The following is a 26,128-nucleotide window of genomic DNA, read 5'->3' as shown; positions in this document are numbered from 1 at the left end:
CGCCAATGACAAACAATCAGGTACTGCTGCAGCTGCGCCGCGCCATGGCCGACGTGGATACATTCATCGATACGTGTTCAACCATCAAGTTAAGAGACTACCAGCGCGGTGTGGCCGAAGCGGTCTTCCGCTCCGTACAGGAGGGCGCCGGGCGCTCGTTCGTGGTCATGTTCCCGCGCCAATCCGGAAAGAACGAGCTGCAGGCCCAGCTCGAAACCTATTTACTTTGCTGCTATTACCTCATGAACGCTGAACTGGTCAAAGTCTCGCCCACCTGGAAACCCCAGACCCTCAACGCCATGCGCCGGCTGGAACGTGTCCTGGATTCCAACCTGATCGCCAAGCACTTATGGACCAAGGAATCCGGATATATCTACCGCTGCGGAAAGGCGCGCATTTACTTTTTCTCCGGACAACCACGGTCCAACATCGTGGGCGCCACGGCCAACGTGCTGCTGGAAGTGGACGAAGCCCAGGACGTGCTGCCGGCCAAGTTCGACAAGGACATCGCCCCCATGGCCGCCAGCACCAACGCCACACGCGTGTTCTGGGGCACCGCCTGGACCAGCCGCACCCTGCTGGCCCGTGAGCTGCGCGCAGCGCGCAAGGCCGAAAAACAGGACGGCCAGCGGCGCGTGTTCGTGCTCACCGCTGACGACGTCAGCCGCGAAGTACCGGCATACGGCGACTTTGTCGCCGGCCAGATTGCCCGCCTTGGGCGTAACCATCCCATGATCAAAACACAATATTTTTCGGAAGAGATTGACGCCGAAGGCGGGCTGTTCCCGCCGGCCCGCGTGGCCATGATGAAAGGCGAGCATGCCCCCCAGGTATCCCCGCTGCCCGGGAAGCTGTACGCCATGACGCTGGACGTCGCCGGCGAAGATGAGGCCGTGATCGCCGACCCGGAAAGCGGCGAGGTAGAGAGCCTGGCCAACCCCAAGCGCGACAGTACCGCCCTGACTGTCTTCGAAGTCGACCTGGCCAGCGTCGACGACCCGCTCATCAACAAGCCCACCTACAAGGTGGTCCAGCGGCGCGAGTGGGTAGGAGTAAAACATTCCACGCTATACGGCGCTATCAAAGCTATGGCCGAACTGTTCAACGTGCGCTACCTGGTGGTGGACTGCACCGGCGTGGGCGCTGGCCTAACTTCTTTTCTCAGCGCTTCGCTGGGCGATAAGGTAATCCCCTTCGAGTTCAACGTCCGTACAAAATCGGATCTCCTGTGGGACTTCCTCGGCATCATCGACTCCGGCAGGTACAAAGACTACAGCGTGAGTGGCCCTGTGGACCTCGCTGTGGAAAATGATTTCCTGCAGGAGCAGGAAGCGAATATCTTTTGGAACCAGATTCAATTCTGCGAGTTCGAAATCCTGCCCGGCCCACAGAAGCGCGTCCGCTGGGGTGTCCCGGACGGCCGCCGCGATCCCGCCACCGGTGACCTGGTGCACGATGACCTGCTCATTTCCGCCGCCCTGTGCGCCGAGCTGGACAAGAAGAAATGGGCCGTCAGCCGGCCGACCTACATCATCCAGGCGCGCGACCCTTTGGACGACTTGGATAAGGGTTTCTGATGTTGATAACTCTATATGGAAATGTGGATAACTCTGTGGAAAAGCCTGTGTATAAGCTGTCGATAAGCCTGTGGAAAAGGCGTGGAGAAAGCGTGGATAAACACAAACCATTCTATAAGGCACTCTACACGATCAGCAGAAATAGCCAGTACGCAACTGAGATTGCTTCGCCTTGCGCCCCTTCGACGAGCTCAGGGAGCGCAAAGCTCGCAATGACAACTCTCCCTTTATTGTCATCCTGAAGGAGCAGAGCGACCGAAGGATCTCGGCTGGCACGGCAAGTACGCGTCTTTTCAATTCGGGCCGAGATTCCTTCCCCGAGGGAATGTTGCGCAATGACTCTCCTGCTCCCTTCGACAGGCTCAGGGAGCATTGCCTAGGGAGCGCAAATCTGTGTGCATCAAATAAGGAAAATCTACCGTCAGAAAGCGTAATCTCAAATTTGGCCGAGATTCCTCGCTTTGCTCGGAATGACATTAGGAAATTATCTGTGTGCATCTGTGGTTAAGAAAGGAAAAAAATGAAACCAGGAATCGATGTAAGTCATTGGCAGTCGGATATCGATTGGCCGAAAGTAAAAGCCGCCGGCGTGGTCTTTTGTTTCTATAAAGCGACCGAATACCCGCTGGGTAAAACGGAAATCTATGTGGATGACAATCTCGAAGCCAACGCCCGGGGCTGTGCTGAGAACGGCATCTACAGCGCCCCGTATCACTTCTACCGCACCCACGTGGATCCGGAAGTGCAAGCCGCCGGATTCCTCGGTGTGGTGCGGGACCTGCCATTCACCATGCGGCCGGTGATCGATCTCGAAGTCGCCGGCAAGAGCGGGGCAGCCTTGTGCGCGGACGTGAAAGCGTTCTGCGACGTGATCGAGAATGAGCTCAAAGTCAAGCCGATCATCTACTCCTCCGGCGGGTTCTGGCAGTCCTACATGATCAGTGTCCGCCGGCGATGCCACCCTCGCCAGTCATTACAATTCCCTGCGTTCTGACGCCCTTTTCCTCGGCCAATCCGGCGACGATGCGGTCAACCTGGCCGCGCTGCTCGAACGCTACGAAACCCGGCTGCAGATCGAACGCCTCAACACCGACCAGGTGCGCATCGTCGCCTCAGCCACCGAACCGGTATCGCTCATGATTGCCGGCTATATGGTTCAGGCAGTGGCCAACGTTGACCTGGCCACAGACCATAAGCCCTCCGGAACGGAGAATACCTACTATATTTTCGCCAACCGCGCGGATGATTCCACCACCTTTACACTCAGTGTGTCAATGTCTTCTACGGAAGGGGAGAACCAGCGCCGCGTTGGCCGCTTTTATTGGGACGGCGCCAAAATTGAGAAGGACAGCATCCGAACAGAATTAGCAGTCCACATCAAGAGCTTGCTCGGTTATGTGGAACCGCAAATCTGCGAGGGGCGCTTGACTGTCTCCACCGGCGTGAGCGTCCCTTCGACCGACGTGTCCGCTTCCTCGTTCGTGTACTTCACACCCCACACCGGCAACCGGATCGCCTTGTACGTGCCAGGCTGTGGCTGGCGCTTGTACACTTTCAGCGAGCTATCGCTGGATCTTTCGTCCATGCCGGCCGACACGAACGCGGATATCTGGCTGTACGATAATGCCGGCACACTGGCATTAGCCTGCTCGACCTGGTCCAACGACACGCTGCGCGCCACGGCCATCGTGCGCCAGGACGGGATCTACTGCAAGAGCGGCGCCTTGAATTGCCGTTACCTGGGCACCGTGCGCACGTCCGCGGCTGGCACGATCTGCGACACCAAAGAGAAACGCTTCGTGTGGAATTATTACAACCGCGTGCCCCGCACGCTCTACCGTCACGAAAGCACCCAATCCTGGACGTATTCCGTGCGTGCCTGGCGCGCATGGAATAATTCCGAGGACAACCGTGTGGAATTTGTGATTGGTGTGGATGAGGTCGAAGTAAAACTTCAATTTCATTCCGGCACCAACGAAACCTCAGCCATTATCCGCTCTATCGGTATTGGGCTGGATTCGGTCATTTTGCCTTCTGAAGATTCCCTTTGGGCTGCGTTTTCGGTTGCCGAACGTGCCGGTGTGCAAGCTATTTATGCCGGTTATCCGGGTGTTGGCTTTCACTTTCTGCAGCTACTGGAAATTGGGTACGCTTCGCCGGCCGTTACTTACTACGGGTCCAATACGGTCAATAGCGTGGAAGTCGACCATTCCGGCGCGATCGGGGCGATTGAGGGTTGATTACAGAAATTGCCTGATAATGTCATCCTGAGCAGCCGAAGGCTGCGTTCGCGCAGCATTCCCTTCGGGGAAGAGGATCTCGGCCAAAATATAAATTGGCGCGAGCATTAATCACTCCGAGATTCTTCACTTCGTTCAGAATGACACTAGAAACAGGAATCCCTATCTGTGTTCATCAACCAAAGAAAAGGCTTTTCTGTGTTTATCCGTGTTTATCCGTGTCCATCTGTGATTAAGAAAAAAGGCTGGAAATACAGGTAGTCCAATGTCCACCACTATCTGTGTGCATCAAGCAAAAAAAATCGGTTTTCAGCTTTTATCTGTGTCCATCTGTGGTTAAAAGAAAAGAGGAAAAATGACAACATCCGTAAATCCCACAAAATTGCACCAGGAGCTTTTGGCTGCCGGGCTGCCGGTGGTCAGTGTTGCGTCTGATGGGCGCGTGGATTATTCCCGCGACCTCACCACGACCGAGCAAATCACTGCCGCGGCTGTGATCGCAGCGCACAATACGTCTCAATCGACGGAAGAAGCACGCATCGCAGCCTATTTCGATTCCGGGATCTCCCTGCAGGACCTGGTCTTTGCCCTGTGGTACAAGATCATGCAGGGGGATGCGACCAACGCGGATGCCATTCAGGCCAGTATGGACAGCATCAACACCACAATCCACTAGATTGCTATAATATTTCTATCGGTAGTATTTCTTTACTTTTTGGAGGGGATTATGAGTGATCTTGATGAGTTAGAAAGAAAACTTCAGAAGGACATTGATAAAAGTGATGATATTCTAAAAAAAGTATCAAAACTGAACAATATTATTCCTAATGTTCAAAGATTCAAAGATGAAAAAATCACAAATTTGAGAATTGTTAAAGGACTCCCAAAAGATATTGCTGAAGAATTAGCACCAAGCCTCCTTACCTGGGAAAATAAAAATGATGAAATAATAGGTTCGGTTTTTCCCATTATTTCAGATATTTCACCCTTATTCATTGAATCAATTGAAAGTACGGCAGGTTCAACAGGACCTTATATTGTTAATGCTACAAATATTGCGATGCAATATATAAATCCAAATAACCAACACCCTGAATGGGTGGATAACATACTAAAGACAACAACCGAATATACAGATGGTGTTCAAAAAAGAGATCAATTAACAGCAAATTTGAACAGAATAAATACTAATTTAGGAGAAATGTTTACTGAAGCAAATGCAAGCTTCATTAAAAGCAAAAATAAAATAATTTCTGTAGATCAATCTGCTATGCACATGAGAAATGTTATTCAGCAAGTGTGGGGTGGGTTTGCAGAACTTTCTCGTCAAAAAAATCGAGATACTAGATTAAATCCAAATATACGTCTTGAATTAAACAAAGAAGCACACCGAATTATGGTGGCCGAAATCTTAGCTAACCAACTATATCCAAAAATAAAACTTGAGGAACTGTTCTCTGATGCATCCCAATTATATAAAAATCTTTCAGACAATAATTTTGGAAAAAATATATTGGGAAATGACATAGAGAGATTAGTTATTTATCATAGTCAATGGATTACCTTCCTAGATGGAATCTCAAGGTATCCTGCCTAAAAGAACATTTTTTATAACTTGTTTTCCTTATTCCCACTCAATGGTGGCGGGTGGTTTGGAGGTCAGGTCGTAGACCACGCGGTTGACGCCTTTGACCTCGTTAACGATGCGGCTGGAGACCCTGGCCAGCAGCTCATAAGGCAGACGCACCCAATCGGCGGTCATGAAATCCTGGCTGCTGACGGCGCGCAGCACGGCCGTCTCCTGGTAGGTGCGCTGGTCGCCCATCACGCCCACCGACTTTACCGGCAGCAAAGCGACGAAAGCTTGCGCGATGCCGGTATCGCTGCCGCCGGGCTGCTCCAGCAGTTCCGCCGCGCGCAGCTCGGAGGTGAAGATGGCGTCCGCGGCGCGCAGGGTGGCCAGGCGTTCAGCCGTTACCTCGCCCAGGCAGCGCACAGCCAGGCCGGGGCCGGGGAAAGGCTGGCGCCAGATGAGCTCATCCGGCAGGCCCAACGCCGCGCCGATGCGGCGCACTTCGTCTTTGAATAAATAACGCAGGGGTTCCACCAGCGCAAAATGCATGTCTTTCGGCAGGCCACCCACATTGTGGTGCGACTTGATCACCTGCGCGGCGGAGCGTTCCGGCGCGCGCGATTCGATCACGTCCGGGTAGATGGTACCCTGCATGAGGAAATCGATATTCTCCTGCTGGCGGGCGAACGATTCAAACTTGCGGATGAAAGTCTCGCCGATGGCGCGCCGCTTGGCTTCCGGCTCGGTTACGCCGCTCAACGCAGACAGGAAATCCTGAGAGGCATCCAGCACATTCAAGCTGCCGTCCATGTGTTCATTCAGCGCAACCTGGACGGATTCCAATTCGCCCTGACGCAGCAGCCCATTATCCACGAACAAAGCGCACAACTGCCCCCCAATGGCGCGATGAACCAGGGCAGCCGCTACGCTGGAATCCACGCCACCGCTGACCGCCGCCAGCACGCGCGCATCGCCCACCTGGGCGCGGATGTCCGCCACGGATTTCTCGATGATGTGTTTGGGAGTCCAATCCCGCTCAGCCCCGCAAATGGCATCCACGAAATTCTCCAGGATGGTCATGCCCTGGGGGGTGTGGTGCACTTCGGGGTGGAATTGAATGCCGTAGATGCGCCGTTCAGCGTTTCCCATGACAGCCCAGGGGCTGTTGGCGCTGCTGCCCAGCAGCTCGAAGCCGGGCGGAAGTCCTTCCACGCGGTCGCCGTGCGACATCCATACTTCATAATCGCCCTGCGGCATGAGCGGGTTGTCCACATTGACATTCACTTTGGCATGGCCGTATTCGCGCTCACCGCCGGGGGCCACTTTGCCGCCCAGGTCATGGGTCAACAACTGCATACCATAGCAGATGCCCAGCACCGGCAGGCCGGAATCGAGTACGTAAGCCGGCAGTGTGGGCGCACCCTCCTCATAAACCGAGGCCGGCCCGCCCGAAAGGATGTACCCCTTGGGGTTCAACGCCAGAATTTCTTCCGGCGGGGTATTCCAATGAAACAACTCGCAATACACCTGCAATTCACGCACGCGGCGTGCGATCAATTGGGCATACTGCGACCCATAATCCAGGACAATAATCGTATCGGTCATGGTCCAATTATGTCATTAGCTGCCCCGGCTGGCAAGCAAATTCCGTCCGATTCTCCTTATATTATTAAAACTGGATGTTTGACAGCCCTCCTGAAAGGACACTATAATTTCGGCAAGAAATAAGGAAGTGATGATGATACACAAATCCCGATCCATAATCGTTTTATTGGCCTTGATATTGACTGCTTGCAGCAGCGCCGCCGGCGCAACGCCGACCGGCAGCGTAAATACCGGGACGCAGGTTGTTCCATCCAAAACTGTCGAACCTGCCGGCGCAGAACCATCCGCGACTTCTAACGCCGCCATCGCTGAAAGCGGTGAGACCCCCGCCGCGCCCGCAGGGCTGGAATGCAGCCTGCCGCTGCCCAGCGAGAAAGACTGGCCGGTGACGCTGTGCGAGACCTTCGACGACAACCAGAATAATTGGCTGGTCGAAAGCCAGGACAATTCCTATTCCACTTACAGCATCGACGTAGTGGACGGCGCTTACATGCTGGACTATACCGCCAAGGCTTTCGCGCAATTCAAGCAAACCGCCTTGAGCTGGTTCCCTGTAACCCAGGCCCAGGATTTCGCCTTATCCGTCACCACCTTGATGGACAGCGAATTTCAGAGTAATAGCTGGGGCATCGCCTTCCGGGCGGACGAGAATATGGACAGCTTTTTCCTTTTCTCGATTTATAACGATGGAACTTATGCCTTTGAGATTTACGAGAACGGCAACTGGATCCCGCTCATTTCACAACGGGTGTTCGGCGGCATCCAGCCGGGAGAACCGAATAAACTGACCGTTGTCGCGGAAGGCGGCGATTTTAGTTTTTACATCAACGACGAACCGGTCAACACATTTTCCGGCGGCTTGTTGACAAACAACGGCATTCAATTATTGGTTAGCGCCAAAGAAGGTGCCAGCGCCACATACAGCTTTGACAATATCGTGATGCAAAGCGCTTCTTAGAACGCAGCTCCCATAATTTTTCCTCGATTTCTACAGGCAGTCCCATATATGGGACTGCCTTTCATTTAAAACCCAGTGGTGGAGCTTGACTTTAATAGAATGACTGTTCTATAATAGAACAGAAATAGAACATATTATCTAAACCGGAGGATGCCATGAACCTGACCACCAGCCAAAAAATCAACCGCATGTCCACCAAATTCCTGGATGACCTGCGCAGCCGCTCCATCAACGTTTATACCCTGATCATGATCGCGGCCCTGTTTGCTTTTGAAGTATTTAATTTCAGCACCACCGACTTCGCCCTGCGGGAAATGCTGGGCGGCAACGGTATGGGCGCAATGCGCTGGTCCACCATTCTGGCGCTGGCTTTCTGCGGCATGGACTTCGCCGGCATCGCCAGCCTGCTATCGGGATCCAGCGATAAAAACAATCGCGCCGGCTGGTACTTATTGGGCGCCTGGGTCGTAGCGGCCACCATGAACGCCGGGTTGACCTGGTGGGGTGTCAGTGTCACGCTTTACAACCAACCGGCTGACAGCATTATGGTGCTGGATCCGCTGACCTTCGTCACCGTCATTCCCGTATTGGTGTCGCTGGGTGTGTGGATCATCCGCATTATGATCATCGCTTCTCTGATTTATGCCTTCAACCCTAAGTTGGAACAGCCTGTCAGTAAAATTCAGAAAGTCGTCAGAACGCCTAAACGTTCATTCGGCTTCAACGACAACCCGCAGCCCATGCCCAGTGGATTTCAGCCGCTGAACACACAAACCAAATCACAAAACGAACCATTCCGCTACTAAAACGAGATTTTTTTAATCAGCCAGGCTTCCACCAGCCTGGCTATTTTTTTTGCCAACCCATACTATAATGGCTGGTATGGATAGTGTATTGGAAAGCGCGGTCATCTGGGTCGATCAAGACACCGCATTGGCAGAAACTCTGCAGACCCTGAAACGAGAAAAGCAAATTGCTGTGGATACCGAATCCAACAGCCTGTATGCCTACCGGGAACAGGTTTGTCTGATTCAGATTTCCGCAAATGGAGAAGACTATGTGTTGGACGGGTTGGCCGACATGGGCCTGCCATCACTGGATGCCGTCTTCGCAGATGAATCGATCGAAAAAATATTCCACGCTGCAGAATATGACATCCTGTGCATGAAACGCGACTTCGGCTACACCTTTAGAAACCTGTTTGACACCATGCAAGCCGCACGCATATTGGGTTTATCCAAGTTAGGGCTCTCCAATTTACTGGAAGAATTATTTGGTGTCGACCAGGGCAAGAGCTTTCAAAAAGCCAATTGGGGTAAACGCCCCTTAAGCGAAGAAATGCTGCATTACGCACGCATGGACACCCATTTTCTCCTGCCGCTGCGGGATTACCTGTATAAGGCTCTGGTGGAAAAAGGCCTGCTGGAACTGGCACATGAGGATTTTGAGCGGTTGTGCCGCGTTGAGCCCAATCACAAAGAAGCGCTTTGCTACAATCAAGTGAGCGGTTACCAGCACTTGGATCCGCAGCAGTTGAGTGTTCTGGAAGCCCTTTGCCAATTCCGCGATAAACTGGCGCGCAAATTCAACCGCCCGCTTTTCAAAGTGATCGGCAATTCCGCACTTCTGGCAATAGCACAGGCCTGCCCGCGTAGTCTGGATGAGTTGAAGTGCATTAAGGAAATTTCGCCGAAACTGGTCGAGCGCTACGCCGATGGGATATTAGATGTGGTGACCGCCGGTTTGAAAGCACCGCCTATTCAAATCAAGACCCATAAACGCCCATCGTCTTCCTACCTTAACCGGCTGGATGCCATGAAAGTATGGCGCAAGCAAGCGGGCTTGAAAATGGGCGTACAATCAGATATCATCCTTCCGCGCGACATTCTGGAAAACATTGTTGGAGCTAAGCCATCCAATTCAGAGGAATTACAATCCCTCATGGCTGAAATTCCCTGGCGCTATGAACACTTCGGCGCGGATATTCTTGAAGTTATTCAACGGGAAAAAAGCAAATGAAAATACGATTTTACGGGGCGGCACGGACAGTCACCGGATCACAGCATCTACTGGAGATCAATGGTAAGAAGCTGCTTTTGGAATGCGGTATCTTCCAGGGGCGCCGGCGTGATTTTTACGAACGCAACGCAACCTTTCCCTTTGATCCCCGCGAAATCGACGCGCTGATCCTTTCGCACGCGCACATCGATCACTCCGGTAATTTGCCCAACCTGGTGAAACAGGGCTATCACAATCCCATCTACACCACCCCGCCCACGGCTGATCTGGCCAGCATCATGCTGCGCGATTCCGGGCACATCTACGAAGAAGATGCCGAATATATTAATAAGAAAAAACGCAAACACGGCGACCCGCTGGTTGAACCGCTCTATACTATTGCCGATGCGGAACGGGTTCCTGAGTTGTTTCAGGAAGTAGGATATAACACACCTTTTGAGCCCATTCCGGGTGTGACGGCCCGTCTGGTGGATGCAGGGCATATTCTGGGATCCGCCGCAGTCGTTCTGGATATCCAGGAGAAAGGGCAGAAAAAGCGGCTATGGTTCTCCGGAGATATCGGCCGCTACAAACTGCCGCTGCTGGCTGACCCGGTTCTGCCTGAGGACGTCAATATCCTCTTGATGGAATGCACCTATGGCGACAAGCCTCACCGCGATCCGGATGAAGCTTACATTGAGTTCCGCGACGTGGTCAAAAAAACCCAATCGCGCGGCGGTAAGATCGTGATCCCGGCTTTCGCGGTTGGGCGCACCCAGGAATTGGTGTACGACCTCAACCGTATGATTACCGAGGGCGAGATTCCGCACCTGCCGGTTTTCGTAGACAGCCCGCTGGCCGTGCGTGCCTCCGACATCTTCCGCAAACACCCCGACTATTTCGACGATGAAACCCACCAATTCATACAGACCGGCCGCCATCCCGCCCTGGATTTTCCGGGACTGACTTACACGCATTCCGTGGAAGAATCCAAAGCCATTAACACCCTTGAGGGACCGGCTGTAATTATTTCCGCTTCCGGCATGGCTGAGACCGGACGCATTTTGCATCACCTGGTGCACAACATTGAAGACCCTCGCAGCACGATCTGCATCGTGTCCTGGCAGGCGCCCTATACCCTGGGCCGCCGCCTGGCCGAACGCCAGAACAAAGTGCGCATCTTCGGCGAAGAAGTGCCCGTGAAAGCGGAAATTGCCACCATCGGCGGCTTATCCGCGCACGCCGGCCAAACCATGTTGTTGAAATACGCTCAGGCAGCCAATGCCAACGGATTGCAGGAAATCTTCCTGATACACGGCGAAGAAGATGCAGCAGCTATTTTAATGGGTAAAATGAAAGAAGCCGGCATTCAGCCTGTGCGCTATCCCGAATACGGCGAAGTGGTGGAATTTTAGTTATTCATTTGAGCAAAACCTAATCGAAGAAAAAGGTACCAGACATTATGCATCCTTCACAATCCTCCGGTTTATTCGCGCGCGGAAAAGCTTTTTTCAATACGCCCAAGGGGATTCAATTGAACCTGTGGATTTCCTACTTTATCTTCTGGGCCGGTGCGGCCGCTTTTATGCCCTACATCAGCGTTTACTACGAAAGTGTCAGCTTGAAAGGCACCCAGATCGGGCAGTTGAGCAGCATTCCCTATTTCATTTCCATGGTCAGCAGCATTTTATTCGCCTTCCTGTCGGATGTCTCCAAGCAGCATAAGACTGTCCTGCGGCTAAGTGCTTTAGGTCTGATCGGGGTGATGGCAGTCTTCCCCATCGCCAAGTCCTTTGTAGCCTTCCTGCCCATTGTAGTAGCCTATTCGATCATCAACGCACCCTTCAATTCGATCATGGACCAGACTACACTGACTTCGCTGGAAAACCCGCAAAATTACGGCAAGATCCGCGTAGGCGGTTCTATCGGTTGGGGGTTGATGGTACTGGTAACCGGCTTTTTGATCGACCACCTCGGCATTGGGCTGAAAGTCATTTTTTACGTGGAAATCTTCTTCCTGGGACTGTTCCTGATCAACACCATCAACATGCCGGATACAAAGAAGAAGCACAGCGACCCTGACGAAAAATCACCCACGCTGAATATGATCTGGGAAATGCTACGCCTGCCCGGGTTCCTGCCATTCCTGGCCATGATCATCATTTGGGGCATCGGCGAGTCCGCCATCGGAAATTTTCTATTCCTGCATATCCAGTCACTGGGCGGCAGCTCCACACTGATGGGTATTGCCTTATCCATCTCACTGGTCGGTGAAATCGTAACCTTCAGCATTGCCGATAAACTGCAAAGGAGACTCGGCCCGCAGAAAATGATGTTGTTCTCTTTCCTGGTCCTGTTTGCCTGGTTATTCGGTCTTTCGGTAATTAAAAACCCCAACGCGATTCCATTCTTCCAGGTCTTTGGCGGCGCGGGCTATGCGTTGATCCAATCCGGCGGCGTGGCTTACGTCAACGCGCGCGCGCCTAAATCGTTGGGCACCACCGCGCAAGCCATCCGCGGCGGCATCTATTCGGGGTTGGGTGTGGGCACCGGCTCGCTCATCAGCGGTTTTATCTATGAGCATTCCGGCTCGGTGGTGCTGTTCCGCCAGATGGCTTACTTCGTCATCGTCGGCTTCGTCATCGGCATGCTGCTTTACATCAACAACCAGCGTAAAAACAGCTCCCCGCAGGCATAGACCAGACCAATTCTTGAATAAAAAAGCCGGCTAATTCCAGCCGGCTTTTTTATTCATTTCTTCTACATGTTCAGCGAAGGCCAATCCAGCAGCAGATTATCCAGCATAACCTGCAGGTTGGCATTATTGAGGCGCACGAAGCTGTGCTCCAGAGCGGCTACCAGACGCGCAGCAGCTTGCGTGTCAGTGCGCGCAGCCACTTGCTGGATTTCGGATTGGTAATCCAGGTTGGTCAACTGGGTTGGATTATCCAAGCCGGCCAGCATCACATCCCGCCAGAAAGACAGCCAGGCCGTCAGCTCGCCGCGCAGGTCGCCTTTGGCTTCCGCACGAACGCGGTTCTTTGTCAGACTCTCCACGAAAGACATGCGTTCCAGGCGCGAAAGGCCCAGCAGGTTTAGGCAGTCTTGCATGGCCTGTTGCCGCTCCGCTAAGAGGTCAGGCGTGTCCACCAGGCGCAAGGCATAACCCGGCCGGCCGCCGGAAATCTGCGCGATCAGGTCTGCCTGTACATGTTCCAGCGAACGGCGCGTTTGCAGCTCAGCCGAAAGGGCGGCGGGCGCCATGGGGCGCAAGCGCAGCAGCTCACAGCGCGAGGTGATGGTGGGCAGCAGATTTTCGGGGTCATCGGCCGTGACCAGCAGGACCACACGCGCGTTGGGTTCTTCCAGAGTTTTCAGCAGCGCGTTCTGGGCGCTATCATTGGCTTCTTCAAAGCGCAGCAGCAAAGCCACGCGGTAATTGCTTTCATAAGGCGCCAGCGAGAGCATGTGCTGCAGTTCGCGCACAGCTTCGACCTTGAGGGTATCGCCCTCCTGGGCCGATTGCAGGATGTTCAAATCGGCCTGCTGCATGGCCTCGATCTGGCGGCAGATACGGCATTCCCCGCAGGGCTGCCCGGGCGCTGTCGGCTGGATACAGTTAATCGCCTGCGCGAATCGCAGCGCCAGACTGCGCCGCCCAACCCCGCGCGGCCCGCTGAACAAATAAGCGTGCCTCATCTGCCCGGTGGTGATATGTTGGCGCAGCATCTCCTCCGCCCAGTCATGTCCCATCAAATTCCAAGTCATGCCTGTCATTGTAGCCGATGGCCTTTAATTTCGCAATTCTTAGCGGGCTGTAACTTGCGATTTCATTGGAGTGAGGATAAGATAAATCATCATAAGTTACAGGAGAAAAACAATCATGACGGAAGTTCTCGACCGTTTTTTACGTTACATCAAAATCAACACGCAATCGGATGAATTCATCCTCGACCGCACCCCCACCACCGACGTCCAATGGGATCTGGCACGCCTGCTGGAGAAAGAGTTGAAAGACCTGGGCCTGCAGGACGTGGAATTGAACGAGCAATGCTTCCTGACCGCCACCTTACCAGCGACAACCGACAAGAAACTGCCGGTGATCGGCTTCCTGGCGCACATCGACACCAGCCCGGATTTCAATGGCGAAGGCATCAAGCCGCAGATCATCGAGCATTACGACGGCGGCGACATTCCGCTGAAGGGCAAAGCCGGCATGGTCCTGTCCCCCAAAGAATTCCCGGAATTGAGCGATTACGTCGGACAGACGCTTATCACCACCGACGGCACTACCCTGTTGGGCGCGGACGATAAATCCGGTGTGTCGGAAATCATTACCGCCATGGCCTATTTACTCGGCCACCCGGAGATCCCGCACGGCAAGATCCGCGTGGCTTTCACGCCCGACGAGGAAACCGGCATGGGCATCACCCATTTCGACGTGGACACCTTCGGCGCTGATTTCGCCTACACGCTGGACGGCGGCAAGCAGGGCGAGCTGGAGTTCGAAAATTTCAACGCTTCGCAGGCCACCGTGACAGTACACGGCAAATCCGTGCATCCGGGCGACGCCAAGGGCGTGATGATCAACGCGCAGCTGGTCTTTATGGAATTCAATGCCATGCTGCCCATCGAACAGCGTCCTGAGTTCACCGCCGGGCGCGAAGGCTTTTTCCACCTGCTCAAGATGAGCGAGGGCAGCACCGAAGAGATCACCGGCATTTACTTGATCCGCGACCACGACGCGAAAAAATTCGACGTCAAAGAAGCGCTCATGCGCGATGCCGCGGACTTCATCAACCGCAAGTACGGTCAGGGTACCATTGAGGTCAAGATCAAGCCGCAGTACCGCAACATGCGCGAAAAACTGGAACCGGTCTTCCACGTAGTGGAAACCGCCCAGCAGGCGCTGCTGGAACTGGGCATCACGCCCATCAACAATCCCATCCGCGGCGGCACGGACGGCGCGCAGCTTTCCTATATGGGTCTGCCCACCCCCAACCTGTTCACCGGCGGGCACAACTTCCACGGGCCTTACGAGTACGCTAACCTGGAAACTATGGAAAAGGCCGTGCAGGTGATATTGAAGATTATCGAGTTGTATAGTAAATAGCCGGTTTTGATAATCAAGCGGGTAGATACGTGTCGTTGATTTTTGCAAATGCCATGTAAAAACATTTATAAGGAATATTTCTGTGCGCAACGGATATCCAATCACAATTATTATCCTTATAATTAACTCAGTATTAAAGTATAGAAAGGAAGAAGTTTTAGGAATTATTCAATATGGATTCTCAATTCAGGTTCAAGAAAGCGCTGGTAACTGGCGGAGCAGGTTTCATTGGCAGCCATCTGGTCGAAGAACTGGTCAATTTAGGTGTGGAAACGATCAGCATAGACAATTATTTCGCGGGAAAGCACGAAAATCTTGCTCACTTGAAAAAATTTCCGAACTTTCAAGAAGTTGAGTGTGATACGCGAGATTACGATAAACTCGACCAACTACTCCCGGGGGTTGAAGTAATTTTCAACGAGGCCGCATCCAAGAAAACCATTTGCATGCGCGATCCTGGCATGGATTTACAGATCAATGGCGGTGGAACGTTAAATCTTCTCCAGCTGTCAATCAAACACGGCGTAAAAAAATTCGTTCACGCCTCCACCGGTTCCGTATATGGCGAGCCGCAATATAAACCGCAGGATGAAAAGCATCCGCTGAATCCCACATCTTATTACGGCGTTTCAAAGTTGGCTGGAGAACGTTATGTAAAAGTGTTTGAGCACATCTACGGCTTGGACACGACCGTTTTGCGCTATTTTCACGTCTACGGGCCCCGGCAGGAATCCTCCGATGTAGGCGGCGTTGTTTCCATCTTTGTCCGGAAAATGCTGCACGGTGAACCCATCGTGATCTTCGGAAGCGGCCTTCAAGAGCGCTCCTTCACTTATGTAAAGGATGTTGTAAAAGCGAATATTTTGGCTGCCGAGAAGAGCGAGGCCAAGGGAATGGTCTTCAACTGCGCGTCCGGCATCAAGGTAACCATCAAAGAATTGGCCGACATGGTAGCGGAGCAGCTTGGTATCAACGAACTTGAAATCATTTATAAAGATTGGACACCGGGCGATATTAAAGTATTCGATATTAACAACGCTTTGATCTGCGAACGGCTTGGCATCGATTTTTTGACCGATTTCAGTAAAGGCCTGGCAAAGACGATAGAATGGTCAAAGGATTACTTTAGCAAGGATTTTGAGAATTAGACATGTATAGGACCAAGAGAATCGCCGTAGTTGTTCCAGCCATGAATGAGGAGATCCTGCTTCCTCTTACTTTGAAAGGCATTCCCGATTACGTAGACCGCATTATTGTCATCGATGACGGCAGCACAGATAAAACGCCTGCCATCGTCAATGACTTTATGAAGAATTCAGACAAGATCACCCTCATCCGCCATGAGGTCAATCAAGGATTGGGGCAATCCCTCATTGATGGCTACGTCAAAAGTTTGGAGGATGCCGAAATTGATTACACAGCTGTAATGGCCGGCGACAACCAGATGCATCCGGATGACCTGAAGGTATTACTGGAAGCAATCATCATTAGAAACCTTGATTACGTCAAAGGCAACCGTCTGCTGCAGCCGGATGTGTTCGAGAAGATGCCGCGTTACAGGCTCCTTGGCAATTCTCTCCTAACGATTCTTACCAAATTCGCGACGGGATATTATTACATTATGGATCCGCAATGCGGTTATACCGTCATCAAGAACACTGCTCTGGCAAAGATCCCCATCCGAAAAATGAAAAAAGGGTTTGGATATAACGCTGATATTTTATGCATGTTAAATATCCAGGGCTGCAAAGTGGATGATGTGGAGATCAGGCCTATTTACGGACAGGAGAAGAGCAAGATCAAGTTGCGAAAATACATCCCGGAGGTCAGCGCATTGCTGATCCGGTTGTTTTTCCGCAGGTTGTGGAAACGCTACATCGTGCGCGATTTCAACCCCCTGGTATTATTCTACGGATTCGGATTCTTCCTGTTCTTTTTCGTGGTAATTCCACTGTTGGTGAGATTCTTTGTTCTTTTCAATAGATATGGTCAAGCCCCGCAGACAACCTTGATCATCCTGGTCTTTATTTTTTCTTTTTCTTTTCAATCCATGTTATTCGCCATCTGGATGGACATGGATTACAACAAAAGGCGGCAATAAGATAAAACCTCGTTTACCGAAGTTCCAAAAGAACCCGATATAAAACGCTTCCGCTCTACCGGTCAGAGGATTCAGCCATGAACAAAATCAGGCATATTGAAAAAAAAGAATTGCGCAGTACTAAAAACTACCTGGGGAATGGTCTGTTTTATTTGTTCTACAGCCTGGTTAAAAACCTGTCTTTTCCTTTGAGTAATTATCTGCGTTTTGCCTGTCTGGTGTTATTTGGCGCGAAAATGAGATCCGCGTCGATTGGTGAAGGTGTAACGGTATTCTGCCCTTGGGACCTGACTATTGGCACGCATTCAACGATTGGCGCCAGATGCACTTTGACCGCTTACGGGGGGCTGAAAATCGGCAACGATGTACGCATTGCTCCCAATGTGATGATCCTGACCACCGATCATGAGTACGCGGACGCAAAGACATTGATACGAGATCAGGGCTTTAAGCAAGCCCCGGTGGAAGTTGGCAACGATGTATGGATCGCCGGAAACGTAGTCATCGTAAAAGGCGTTCAGATCGGCGATGGTGCCGTGATCGGGGCAAATTCTGTTGTCACAGACGACGTTCCGCCCTATTCCATCGCGGTAGGCACACCCTGCAAAGTAGTTGGCAGTCGAAAATAATATTTATGGTTTGGATCATTTCATGGATAGCATCAATCATTTACTAACGAGATTATTCGATTTCCTTGGCAAAAAAAATCCTCAGCTCGCGGAAAAACTCAAGACCTCCATGAACAGCCGGTTGGGACAGGGTTTATCCTGGAATATGTTGAGCCTGGTCATTCTGGCGGCCAGCGGTTTTATCACGAACGCCATGATCGTCTATACACGGGGTGAAGAAGCCCTGGGCGTATTCAGCCAGGTGTACGCGATCTACCTGATCTTTTCCCAAATTGTCGTGTTCGGTTTGCACCATTCAGTGCTGCGGTTGGTCTCCTACCATAATCAAGACCGTTCATATTGTTCCGAGATCACCATTTCAGCATTGATCTTGATCATTGTCATTTCAATTCCCGCGACGGTTATAAGCCTGCTGCTCATCAAGCCGTTGGGATTCTTGCTTGACAGCCCGGACGTGGCAACCGGGTTATTCCTAACGCTGCCAAGCCTGGTTTTCTTCTCATTAAACAAAGTGCTCATTAATGTACTCAATGGGCTGGACGAAATGAAGGCTTTTTCTTTTTTTCGTTCCCTCCGATATATTCTGCTTTTCCTGATTATCGGGATCATTATTGCCTTGAACTTGGATAACCGTTATATCTCGGCTTCTTTGAGCGTTTGTGAAGTTATTCTGTTCATCTGTCTGCTGATTTATACTTTCCGGAAAGTGCTGCCGCTCTCGCGGCTGACTAATTTCCGGCTGCTGGCAAAAGAACACCTGACTTTCGGGTCCAAAGGATTTTTGAGCGGGCTGCTGATCGGCATTAACACCAAAGTGGATGTGTTGATGATCGGCGTTTTCCTGACAGACGTGCACGTTGGAATTTACAGTTTCGCTGCGGTATTAGCCGAAGGATTATACGAAATTACCGTAGTGGCGCAATTGTCGTTAAATCCCATGATTGGCAGGGCTTTTTCCAAGAACGACAAGACAGAGATCGAATCCTTATCGAAAAGTTTCCGCAAGTTTTTCTACCCGCTCATGATCGCGGTTGGGGGGATCTCCGTGGTTATCTACCCGCTGATTGTTAAATTATTCGCCGATTCTTCTTATTTGTTGGAAAGTTGGATCATCTTTACCGTAATCGTCATAGGCATCGTGATCGATTCGGGGTACGGCGCGATGAGAGGGATCATCATGCAGGGTAACCGCCCCGGTTTATATACGCTTTACATCCTCGCGCTGGTAATTGGGGACGCATTGTTGAACCTCGTTATGATCCCGCTCATGGGAATTGTGGGTGCGGGCCTGGTAACCATGTGCACTTATATCTTAAGCATGGTGTACCTGATCTGGATCAGCCGCAAAGCTTTTTCAATCAACTTGTAAGTCTTGAGAAACAGGATTCTTATTTTCCTTGCGGTAAAAACAGCAGCCCTATACAGAACAAGCCAACCAGGCAGATACCGTATTGGTAGCGAAAAGCCGGAGCAAAGTTAATCAAGGCTAGAATACCCGTCTGCAATACAATCGGAAGTCCCGCGATTAATATCTTCTTATTCTTCAACCGGATGCTTGCGCTCATCAGAACAATCAGCGCAAAGAACAAATAAAACGCGGGGCGCAGCAGCGGGGTTAATATTCCCGAAAAAACACCGATCCTTTCCAGAACCGCATAATAGGCAGGGATGAATTGGGGCAGGAGCGAATTCTCGACGAGTCCAAAACTATTTTGGGGAATCCAGCCAGTAATTTTGCCATCTTGGATGTCAAAGGGGTGGAGCGATTTAAGCGTACATTGGTTATTTACAAATCGCCAATCCATTTCACTGGCGCATAACTGATCTTTTATATCCACAGCCGGATCTTGAAGAAACAAAGCATAGGCCATGCGCAGGTTATTGGATGAATTATCCATATACAGGGTCTGGTCAAAATCAGGATGGGTATAAATATTGCCCATGTAGCAGCAGTCATATTTCCATTGAGAGATTGGCAAAAGCTCGTTCAGATAATCAATTTGGTCTTCCGTCAGTTCGCTTCCGGCGTCAAAATGAGCGGATATATGGTGTAGCAAGGTAAGATTCAGCGCGTTGGTATTATTTTCCGTTGTGGAAACTCTGGATTTCAGCGGGCCTTTGACCCCTGCCCATACCAACAAGACAAACAAAAGTGTGACGAGCAGACCTTTCCAGTATTTTTTATAGACAAGCGGCAGTATTCCTAAAACAATAAATGCCACCGGAAAACCGTTGTGGCGGATCGTGGCTACCATGAAAGCTGTTATTCCCAGCAATAAATAATTCTTTTTGTTCTCCAGCAGATTTCCATTCGTCCACGCAGCTTCCAGTAGAAAGATGAATAACAGCAGCAGCGCCAGGCTGTAGAGAATATCCTTCCAAAGGATATTAACCATCAGGGAATTGAAAGGCCACAGGGCGAAAATCAGGGACAGGACCACCAGGAAAGGTGTGGAAACTCCCCTTCTACGCAAAGTGCCAAAGCCAAAAACCAGCACCAGATAAAAAACCGCTATTTGAAATATGGCCACAACCGCGGGGGAATAAGCAATTTTCACAAGCCCGGATAATAGGAGCGTGTGCAGGATCGGATTCAAATCCGTGTAATTTCCCGTAACGACTTCCTTCCATTGGTTAATGGAATCATTGGTCATCATTCCCGGCCAAAATGTAAGCAGAACCAAGCCGCTCGTGACCAACAAGGGTATGCCCAACAAGAAATCATTTCTGCGCGGCGCATTTTCATTTGCGGTTTTTATCCGATAAGAACACAAGAGGGTAAACAGGTTCAGCAGCAGGTAGGTTGAAAGGATGATAAAAGAAAAAACGAACGGTATTTGGCTGAAGAGCGGAGGCTTGCCTTCATAACGGAAAACAACATAGCCATCCATCGAATTCTCGTGCAGGTTGATCTCATGGATGGTGCCATTCACAACGACATTGATCATTTGCGGTGATGCGCTGGGTTGAAATGCGATTTCCAACAACTCATCCAGATCCCCGCTCCAGCTCAACAAAGTCCCGCCCTCATTTTCCAAGAGCAGATGATCCGCTTCTTCTCGCCAGGTTCCGGGAATTCGCAGTTCGGAGTAGGGTATATAGCCGAGTTGATTGCGGAGATACAGCAAACCAATCGGGTCATGGTTTGAGGAAGCGCTGACGGGAACCTCGATCTGCAAAGTCTTGTCTTTCATCAAGACATACAGCGGTATGGGACTGAAATTCAGTGCCAGCAGCAAGCTGAGCAGAAAAGCCGAAAACAAGCATAGCCGGAAATCGGACGCGGGAAATCTGCCGATTAGTTTTTCCTTAATAAATTGATTCGATTTCAAGGAAACGAAGAACAATCCTATGAAGACCAACAGCGTATATAGCAGGTATGTTTTACTAAAAAAATTTCGTTGGAAAAATGAAATATAGAACAGCAGACCGCCAGCAGACGCGATTAATAAAGACAAGGTCTTGTGCTTTTGGTTTTTTAAATAATTAGTGACAGGACGTATGAATTGCATAAACAGACCGACTTTTCGGGGTAATTATATTGCATAAAAAAACCATTGCCTTTTTGGGAGAGCAGCTGTCTGAACCTGCATCATTAGCCGGCTCCTATCTTTTTTCCGAGACCTGTCCCAAGCTAATTTTCTATCATTTCCAAAAATTTTGGATTTTTTAAGTTAAATTAGGGGGGGTAAAGCGATCGCTTTAGATTATTCGGGTACAATCATCAATCGATATGATGGACGCACTTAAGAACTTAAATCCCCAACAACATGAAGCCGTTACCTCTTCCGCCAGACAATTATTAGTCCTGGCCGGGCCGGGTTCCGGAAAGACGCGCGTGCTCACGCAGCGCATCGCTTTCCTGGTAAACGAAAACAAAGTCAGCCCGCATAGCATTCTGGCAGTCACTTTCACCAACAAAGCCGCGCGCGAAATGCGCACGCGCCTGGAACGCATGTTGGGCAAGGGCGTCAACGCGTTGTGGCTGGGTACTTTCCACGCCATTTGCGCGCGCATCCTGCGCAGCGAAGCCGACGCGCTGCCATTCGACAATAACTTTGTCATCATGGACGCCGACGACCAGCAATCCATTATCAAACGCGTGCTTAAAGATTTGAACATCGACGATAAGTTGTACCGTCCGGCCAGCATCCATAACGTTATTTCCAACGCCAAGAATGCCATGCAGGGCCCGGATCAGGTAAAATCGCGCACTTACCGTGAGGAGATTTCCAAACGGGTATATGAGCAATACGAAAAGATCCTGCGCAGCAGCAACGCGGTCGATTTTGACGACCTGTTGATGTGGAGCGTGCGCTTATTTGAAGAAAATCCGCAAATCCGTGAAAAATACGGCCAGCGCTTCGAACATGTGCTGGTGGATGAATTCCAGGATACCAACCAGGCCCAGTATGAGCTGCTCAAACACCTGTCTTCGGTGCATCACTGCCTGTTTGTAGTCGGCGATGAGGACCAGTCCATTTACCGCTGGCGCGGGGCGGATTACCGCAACGTGCTGCGTTTCCAAAGCGACTATCCCAAATCAGAAAAGATCCTGCTGGAGCGCAATTATCGCTCCACCCAGAACGTGCTGGATGCCGCCCAGGCGGTCATCAACCAAAACAAATCCCGCACGCCCAAGAACCTGTATTCCAAGCGCGGCGAGGGTCCGCTGATCAGCCTGTACGACGCGGTAGACGACCACGCTGAAGCAGCTTATGTTGTGGACGATATCGTCGATCGCATAGCTTCCGGGCAGGAAGGCGGGGAATTTGCCATCATGTACCGCACTAACGCCCAATCCCGTCTGCTGGAAGAAGCTTTCCTGCGCGCCAATATTCCTTACAGGCTGGTAGGCGCCCAACGTTTCTACGGCCGCCGTGAAGTAAAAGACATTATCTCCTTCCTGCGTCTGGTGCACAACACCTATGACTCGGTCAGCCTGGCGCGCGTCATCAACGTGCCGCCTCGCGGGGTAGGCAGCAAGACCTTGCTCGACCTTGACCAGATCGCTCAAAATAACAACCTGACTTCCAGCGATGTACTCTTGTCGCTGGGCGAGCTGGGACAAAAATCCCCATTTTGGGATACATTCTCCAGCCGCAGCGCAAGCATGCTGGCACATTTCGGTTCGCTGCTGATGAACTGGCGCGAATTCGGCCAGAGCAATCCCCTGCCGGACCTGTTCGACCGCATCCTGGCCGACATTGGCTACAAAGCGTACATCGATGACGGCACCGAGATGGGCGACGGACGCTGGGAAAACGTGCTGGAGCTGCGCCGCCTGGCTTACGAATATGAAGAGCGCGGCATCACGGAATTCTTAGAAAATATCGCTCTGGTTTCCGACCAGGATACCGTGCCGGAAGAGAACGACGCGCCCACCCTGTTAACCCTGCACGCAGCCAAAGGGCTGGAGTTTTCACACGTCTATATCGTCGGTCTGGATGAAGGCCTGCTGCCGCACAGCCGCTCGCTGGAAGACCCGGAGGAAATGGCCGAGGAACGGCGCCTGTTCTACGTGGGCATCACGCGCGCCAAGAACCACCTCACGCTGGTGCGCGCCGGTCAGCGCAGCAATTACGGCCGCTTTGAATACACCATGGAATCACGTTTTATTGATGACATCCCGGAAGAACTAATCAAACGCGAAGGCGTGCGTCTGGGCGTGCAGCGTCTTACGCCGCTCAGTCATCCGCGCTGGGAACCTTCCTCTTACGAACGGAGCACACCCAAAAAAGAGACACCTAAGGAATCCCGTTACCAGGCCGGTATGCGGGTAACACATTCCACCTGGGGCAGCGGGCTGGTGGTGGAAACGCGTATTCTGGGCAACGACGAGACTGTCACGGTCATGTTCGAGTCTGTGGGGCTGAAACGCCTGGCAGCCTCGGTTGCGCGCCTTGAAATAGTAGGCTAATTCTTCGGGACAACAAAAGCGAAAGAATCACCAACTTTGCGGAGGGTTTCTTCGTAAGTACCGGAGTGTTCATCCGTATATTTTAAGGTGAAGATATAGACAGTCGTATTATCCTGCCAGAAGAAGCTGAAAGCGTACAAGGATTCTTTATCAATCTGCCAATCCACGCGGATACGCCCATCATTCAGCACATCATTAGCGCGGATGCGCATATCTTCGCCGTCCTGCGCCTTCATTAACGGGATGGAAATCTGGCCGATATCCGTGTTCAACAGTTCTTCAGCCGCATCATAAACCATCACTTCCACTGCCGCTTCTCCGTCCGGTGATACCATCGTGTCCAGAATAGCGCCCTGCGGGCCTTCCTGACCCAGGGCGAAAGTCCAACCCATCGGAACAGTCAAACTGAACTGGTTATTGGGGGCAAGATAGGCGCGCATAAAGCGGTAAATCATATCTTCTTTGACATAGCCGGTGCGGGTTTCCAAACTCTCAGTGATTGTCTGAAAACCGGGCTGATAGGCATCCCAAACCTTGCTCAATGCCTGGAAGGAAAAGGCATAGATAGCTTCACTGCGCTGAACAAAAACATCCTGCGCGAACCAGGTGAAACCGTTTTTTTGATAGGAGGAAATATATACTGCTTGTCCTTCCGCGATTTGTTTATCCAACAACTGGTAGCTGTCCGCGCCGTCATAGAGCGCGTTCATCATGGCTGTCATGTAATTCTCAAACTCAACCTGTTCCAGCTGATACCCACTGGATTCCAAGGCCGCTTCCAACCAAGCGCTTTGGTCGGGAGCTTCAAAGCGCACATAATCATCCGCCTCCGCGCTCATTTTCCAGCCCAGAGGTACAGAAATACTGAGCGCCTGGGAAGGCAGCGAGTAAGGCGTATCGTCCAATGCAAGCGGCTCAGGGGTCGGTGTGGGCGGGATAGCCGTAGCTTCGGGTGTGCCCATCAAGTTAGATTGAGCTTGCGCGCGCGTGGGCGTCTTCTCATATCCAGGCGCCATTTTCACGCGCGGTCCGCCGGAACAACCGGCCAACAACAGCAGGCCAAGGGCTGCCAGATGCAGTCCGCGGGAAATGTAACGCCCTGCTAATCCAAAATGCTGTTTATTCTTCATATGTGAAGGAATCAATAACCTCTTGCAGAATCGGTATGTATAAATCGGCTGTCGCCGGTTCCCAAATCACACTAAAAATATACAGGGAAGTACCGCTGGAATCGAAATAGGTGATGCCCTGCACATCTTTCATAGTGCCGTACCATTCAAGCCGTTCACGTCCATCCTGCAGCGCCTTATCGGTGGTAGCGCGTAAATCCCAGCCATACAACTTGCGCATAATCTCAAGGGTTTTTACGCCTTTAGTCTCCTGGGAAATATTGGAACCTTTGGCAAACACCGCCACCTGCACGCCGGCGCGGCCATCAGGTGAGGTAAAGCCCTCCACAGTCGTGCGGTCAATGCTGACTGAATCGGCAAACTTGGACCAGCTGGTCGGAACCTGCAAGTTGAAGATTCTTCCGCTGGGAACAAACTCCTTACGGAAAGCATAGAGAGGCGCGCCCGACATGGCGCTGGGATTCAGAATGGCCCGCTGCAGGATTTCATTGAAAGCGGGGCGATACTGATCCAATTGATCCCGGACACTGGCAAAAGAAAATTGGTATATTGCCGCATCCGAACGAACAAAATGGTCAACACCCTGCCAATAAACGTCACCCACGCGCCAGGTGGCTTCATTCACCAGCACACCTTCCGATTCTTCCTCGGAAACCTGAATATAAGCCTTTGCATCCGCGTAGTCGCTGACCAGTTCAGCCCGAGCCATGGCAAGAAAATCATCCTGGACTAATTCATAACCGGTGGTTGTCACACGCACGATCACCTGGCTGGTATTGGAAAGGTTATGGCAATCCACCCGATATTTGCCTGTTTCACTGCAATTCCAGTTTTCCGGGAAATTTACCGTGAAAGCATTGGAAGGCGACACATAAGGCTGCTTTGTAAGCGTAATAGTTTCAGGGGCTGCCTGCGGGGTTGGAACAGCCGGAGCTTCGGCAGACTCATCAGCGGGTTCAGCGGATCCTTCCGCTTCCTCCGAGGGCCCAGCCGCTGCCGGCGTTTCTTCCGCGGCGGGCTGCTCCTCCCCTGCCGGAACAGTTTCGATTATTTGGGTTTCTTCTACCGCAGGCTCTTCTGCCGTGGGAGTATCCATGGGCTTTTGCCCGGAACAACCAACCAGAAGCGCGAACAGCAGCAGGAAAATGGTCAATTTCGTTAGAAAGGATTTCATTGGTTTCTCACTACTCTTTTGCATATCTAAATTATAACTGCCTAGCGGCTTGATTGTACAATCTGCATCAAACGACCGCAGGAACGTATATCCGGCTATAATCAAAGCGG

General features: G+C 51.5%; 20 protein-coding genes and 2 pseudogenes. 17 read left to right on the top strand and 5 right to left on the bottom strand.

Annotated features, from left to right (window positions below; translation table 11 throughout):
• Positions 1-5 precede the first annotated feature (5 nt).
• The 5 genes from Pelsub_RS01885 to Pelsub_RS01865 all read left to right on the top strand — a co-directional run bounded on the left by Pelsub_RS01885 (position 6) and on the right by Pelsub_RS01865 (position 5,414).
• Positions 6-1,577, top strand: coding sequence for a hypothetical protein (locus Pelsub_RS01885; RefSeq protein WP_116225385.1), 1,572 nt, complete (start codon positions 6-8; stop codon positions 1,575-1,577).
• A 520-nt stretch (positions 1,578-2,097) separates the two neighbouring features.
• Positions 2,098-2,571, top strand: coding sequence for a glycoside hydrolase family 25 protein (locus Pelsub_RS01880; protein WP_116225383.1), 474 nt, complete (start codon positions 2,098-2,100; stop codon positions 2,569-2,571).
• Entirely contained in the window at positions 2,519-3,817 is a 1,299-nt protein-coding gene (locus tag Pelsub_RS01875) for a hypothetical protein (protein WP_116225382.1), read from the top strand. Before Pelsub_RS01880 ends, Pelsub_RS01875 begins: the two co-directional genes overlap by 53 nt.
• A gap of 355 nt (positions 3,818-4,172) precedes the next feature.
• Complete coding sequence (locus Pelsub_RS01870; RefSeq protein ID WP_116225381.1) at positions 4,173-4,493, top strand: hypothetical protein; 321 nt, start codon at positions 4,173-4,175, stop codon at positions 4,491-4,493.
• A gap of 51 nt (positions 4,494-4,544) precedes the next feature.
• Entirely contained in the window at positions 4,545-5,414 is an 870-nt protein-coding gene (locus tag Pelsub_RS01865; RefSeq protein WP_116225380.1) for a hypothetical protein, read from the top strand.
• 27 nt (positions 5,415-5,441) lie between these two features.
• On the opposite strand, the gene guaA is transcribed toward Pelsub_RS01865, so the two are convergent.
• The gene (gene guaA / locus Pelsub_RS01860) at positions 5,442-6,995 is read right to left on the bottom strand and encodes a glutamine-hydrolyzing GMP synthase (RefSeq protein WP_116225379.1); all 1,554 of its coding nucleotides are present in this window, start codon (positions 6,993-6,995) and stop codon (positions 5,442-5,444) included.
• Positions 6,996-7,125: 130 nt separating this feature from the next.
• Here guaA and Pelsub_RS01855 point away from each other — a divergent pair, with 130 nt between their 5' ends.
• The 5 genes from Pelsub_RS01855 to Pelsub_RS01835 all read left to right on the top strand — a co-directional run bounded on the left by Pelsub_RS01855 (position 7,126) and on the right by Pelsub_RS01835 (position 12,649).
• Positions 7,126-7,953 carry a hypothetical protein gene (locus Pelsub_RS01855; protein ID WP_126440361.1) on the top strand — a complete coding sequence of 276 codons (828 nt, stop codon included), beginning with the start codon at positions 7,126-7,128 and terminating at the stop codon, positions 7,951-7,953.
• A gap of 155 nt (positions 7,954-8,108) precedes the next feature.
• Positions 8,109-8,759 carry a hypothetical protein gene (locus Pelsub_RS01850; RefSeq protein ID WP_116225377.1) on the top strand — a complete coding sequence of 217 codons (651 nt, stop codon included), beginning with the start codon at positions 8,109-8,111 and terminating at the stop codon, positions 8,757-8,759.
• 76 nt (positions 8,760-8,835) lie between these two features.
• Positions 8,836-9,972, top strand: a complete 1,137-nt coding sequence (locus Pelsub_RS01845; protein WP_158674930.1) for a ribonuclease D — start codon at positions 8,836-8,838, stop codon at positions 9,970-9,972.
• Positions 9,969-11,366: an MBL fold metallo-hydrolase RNA specificity domain-containing protein gene (locus Pelsub_RS01840; RefSeq protein ID WP_116225375.1), complete on the top strand. Its 1,398-nt coding sequence runs from the start codon at positions 9,969-9,971 to the stop codon at positions 11,364-11,366. The genes Pelsub_RS01845 and Pelsub_RS01840 overlap by 4 nt, the downstream gene beginning before the upstream one ends.
• A gap of 47 nt (positions 11,367-11,413) precedes the next feature.
• Positions 11,414-12,649 (top strand): MFS transporter, encoded by a 1,236-nt coding sequence (locus Pelsub_RS01835; RefSeq protein WP_116225374.1) that lies wholly within the window; start codon positions 11,414-11,416, stop codon positions 12,647-12,649.
• A 62-nt stretch (positions 12,650-12,711) separates the two neighbouring features.
• On the opposite strand, the gene Pelsub_RS01830 is transcribed toward Pelsub_RS01835, so the two are convergent.
• Positions 12,712-13,704, bottom strand: a complete 993-nt coding sequence (locus Pelsub_RS01830) for a DNA polymerase III subunit (RefSeq protein ID WP_158674929.1) — start codon at positions 13,702-13,704, stop codon at positions 12,712-12,714.
• A 127-nt stretch (positions 13,705-13,831) separates the two neighbouring features.
• Here Pelsub_RS01830 and pepT point away from each other — a divergent pair, with 127 nt between their 5' ends.
• From pepT to Pelsub_RS01805, 6 genes and pseudogenes are all read left to right on the top strand, one after another.
• Complete coding sequence (pepT, locus tag Pelsub_RS01825; protein WP_116225372.1) at positions 13,832-15,064, top strand: peptidase T; 1,233 nt, start codon at positions 13,832-13,834, stop codon at positions 15,062-15,064.
• A 173-nt stretch (positions 15,065-15,237) separates the two neighbouring features.
• Positions 15,238-16,212 (top strand): NAD-dependent epimerase/dehydratase family protein, encoded by a 975-nt coding sequence (locus tag Pelsub_RS01820; RefSeq protein ID WP_116225371.1) that lies wholly within the window; start codon positions 15,238-15,240, stop codon positions 16,210-16,212.
• Positions 16,213-16,214: 2 nt separating this feature from the next.
• Complete coding sequence (locus tag Pelsub_RS01815) at positions 16,215-17,165, top strand: glycosyltransferase family 2 protein (protein ID WP_116225370.1); 951 nt, start codon at positions 16,215-16,217, stop codon at positions 17,163-17,165.
• A 77-nt stretch (positions 17,166-17,242) separates the two neighbouring features.
• A pseudogene (locus Pelsub_RS15970) lies at positions 17,243-17,545 on the top strand (acyltransferase); the annotation flags it as partial.
• Positions 17,546-17,632: 87 nt separating this feature from the next.
• Positions 17,633-17,788: pseudogene (locus Pelsub_RS15880) on the top strand (hypothetical protein); the annotation flags it as partial.
• Between the two features lie 28 nt (positions 17,789-17,816).
• Positions 17,817-19,163 carry an oligosaccharide flippase family protein gene (locus Pelsub_RS01805; RefSeq protein ID WP_126440359.1) on the top strand — a complete coding sequence of 449 codons (1,347 nt, stop codon included), beginning with the start codon at positions 17,817-17,819 and terminating at the stop codon, positions 19,161-19,163.
• A 19-nt stretch (positions 19,164-19,182) separates the two neighbouring features.
• On the opposite strand, the gene Pelsub_RS01800 is transcribed toward Pelsub_RS01805, so the two are convergent.
• Complete coding sequence (locus tag Pelsub_RS01800) at positions 19,183-21,126, bottom strand: hypothetical protein (protein ID WP_126440357.1); 1,944 nt, start codon at positions 21,124-21,126, stop codon at positions 19,183-19,185.
• A 401-nt stretch (positions 21,127-21,527) separates the two neighbouring features.
• Between Pelsub_RS01800 and Pelsub_RS01795 the strand changes: the two genes are divergently transcribed.
• Positions 21,528-23,714, top strand: coding sequence for an ATP-dependent helicase (locus tag Pelsub_RS01795; RefSeq protein ID WP_116225366.1), 2,187 nt, complete (start codon positions 21,528-21,530; stop codon positions 23,712-23,714).
• Here the strand turns inward: Pelsub_RS01795 and Pelsub_RS01790 are convergent.
• Entirely contained in the window at positions 23,711-24,844 is a 1,134-nt protein-coding gene (locus Pelsub_RS01790; RefSeq protein WP_116225365.1) for a hypothetical protein, read from the bottom strand. The genes Pelsub_RS01795 and Pelsub_RS01790 overlap by 4 nt on opposite strands.
• Positions 24,834-26,018: a hypothetical protein gene (locus Pelsub_RS01785; RefSeq protein WP_116225364.1), complete on the bottom strand. Its 1,185-nt coding sequence runs from the start codon at positions 26,016-26,018 to the stop codon at positions 24,834-24,836. Before Pelsub_RS01785 ends, Pelsub_RS01790 begins: the two co-directional genes overlap by 11 nt.
• Positions 26,019-26,128 lie beyond the last annotated feature (110 nt).

It is taken from the genome of Pelolinea submarina (assembly GCF_003966975.1).
In the GTDB taxonomy this organism is placed as follows: Bacteria; Chloroflexota; Anaerolineae; order Anaerolineales; family Anaerolineaceae; genus Pelolinea; species Pelolinea submarina.
The sequence above is the reverse complement of the archived record's forward strand: the minus strand, read 5'-3'. Positions and strand labels throughout refer to the sequence as shown.

Coding starts and splice junctions, on each gene's coding strand:
- Pelsub_RS01795 (WP_116225366.1), top strand. CDS start 21,528: ATGATGGACGCACTTAAGAACTTAAATCCCCAACAACATGAAGCCGTT.
- Pelsub_RS01785 (WP_116225364.1), bottom strand. CDS start 26,018: ATGAAATCCTTTCTAACGAAATTGACCATTTTCCTGCTGCTGTTCGCG.
- Pelsub_RS01855 (WP_126440361.1), top strand. CDS start 7,126: ATGATGATACACAAATCCCGATCCATAATCGTTTTATTGGCCTTGATA.
- Pelsub_RS01840 (WP_116225375.1), top strand. CDS start 9,969: ATGAAAATACGATTTTACGGGGCGGCACGGACAGTCACCGGATCACAG.
- Pelsub_RS01805 (WP_126440359.1), top strand. CDS start 17,817: ATGGATAGCATCAATCATTTACTAACGAGATTATTCGATTTCCTTGGC.
- Pelsub_RS01790 (WP_116225365.1), bottom strand. CDS start 24,844: ATGAAGAATAAACAGCATTTTGGATTAGCAGGGCGTTACATTTCCCGC.
- Pelsub_RS01820 (WP_116225371.1), top strand. CDS start 15,238: ATGGATTCTCAATTCAGGTTCAAGAAAGCGCTGGTAACTGGCGGAGCA.
- Pelsub_RS01845 (WP_158674930.1), top strand. CDS start 8,836: ATGGATAGTGTATTGGAAAGCGCGGTCATCTGGGTCGATCAAGACACC.
- Pelsub_RS01815 (WP_116225370.1), top strand. CDS start 16,215: ATGTATAGGACCAAGAGAATCGCCGTAGTTGTTCCAGCCATGAATGAG.
- Pelsub_RS01880 (WP_116225383.1), top strand. CDS start 2,098: ATGAAACCAGGAATCGATGTAAGTCATTGGCAGTCGGATATCGATTGG.
- guaA (WP_116225379.1), bottom strand. CDS start 6,995: ATGACCGATACGATTATTGTCCTGGATTATGGGTCGCAGTATGCCCAA.
- Pelsub_RS01835 (WP_116225374.1), top strand. CDS start 11,414: ATGCATCCTTCACAATCCTCCGGTTTATTCGCGCGCGGAAAAGCTTTT.
- Pelsub_RS01865 (WP_116225380.1), top strand. CDS start 4,545: ATGAGTGATCTTGATGAGTTAGAAAGAAAACTTCAGAAGGACATTGAT.
- Pelsub_RS01885 (WP_116225385.1), top strand. CDS start 6: ATGACAAACAATCAGGTACTGCTGCAGCTGCGCCGCGCCATGGCCGAC.
- Pelsub_RS01830 (WP_158674929.1), bottom strand. CDS start 13,704: ATGGGACATGACTGGGCGGAGGAGATGCTGCGCCAACATATCACCACC.
- Pelsub_RS01870 (WP_116225381.1), top strand. CDS start 4,173: ATGACAACATCCGTAAATCCCACAAAATTGCACCAGGAGCTTTTGGCT.
- Pelsub_RS01850 (WP_116225377.1), top strand. CDS start 8,109: ATGAACCTGACCACCAGCCAAAAAATCAACCGCATGTCCACCAAATTC.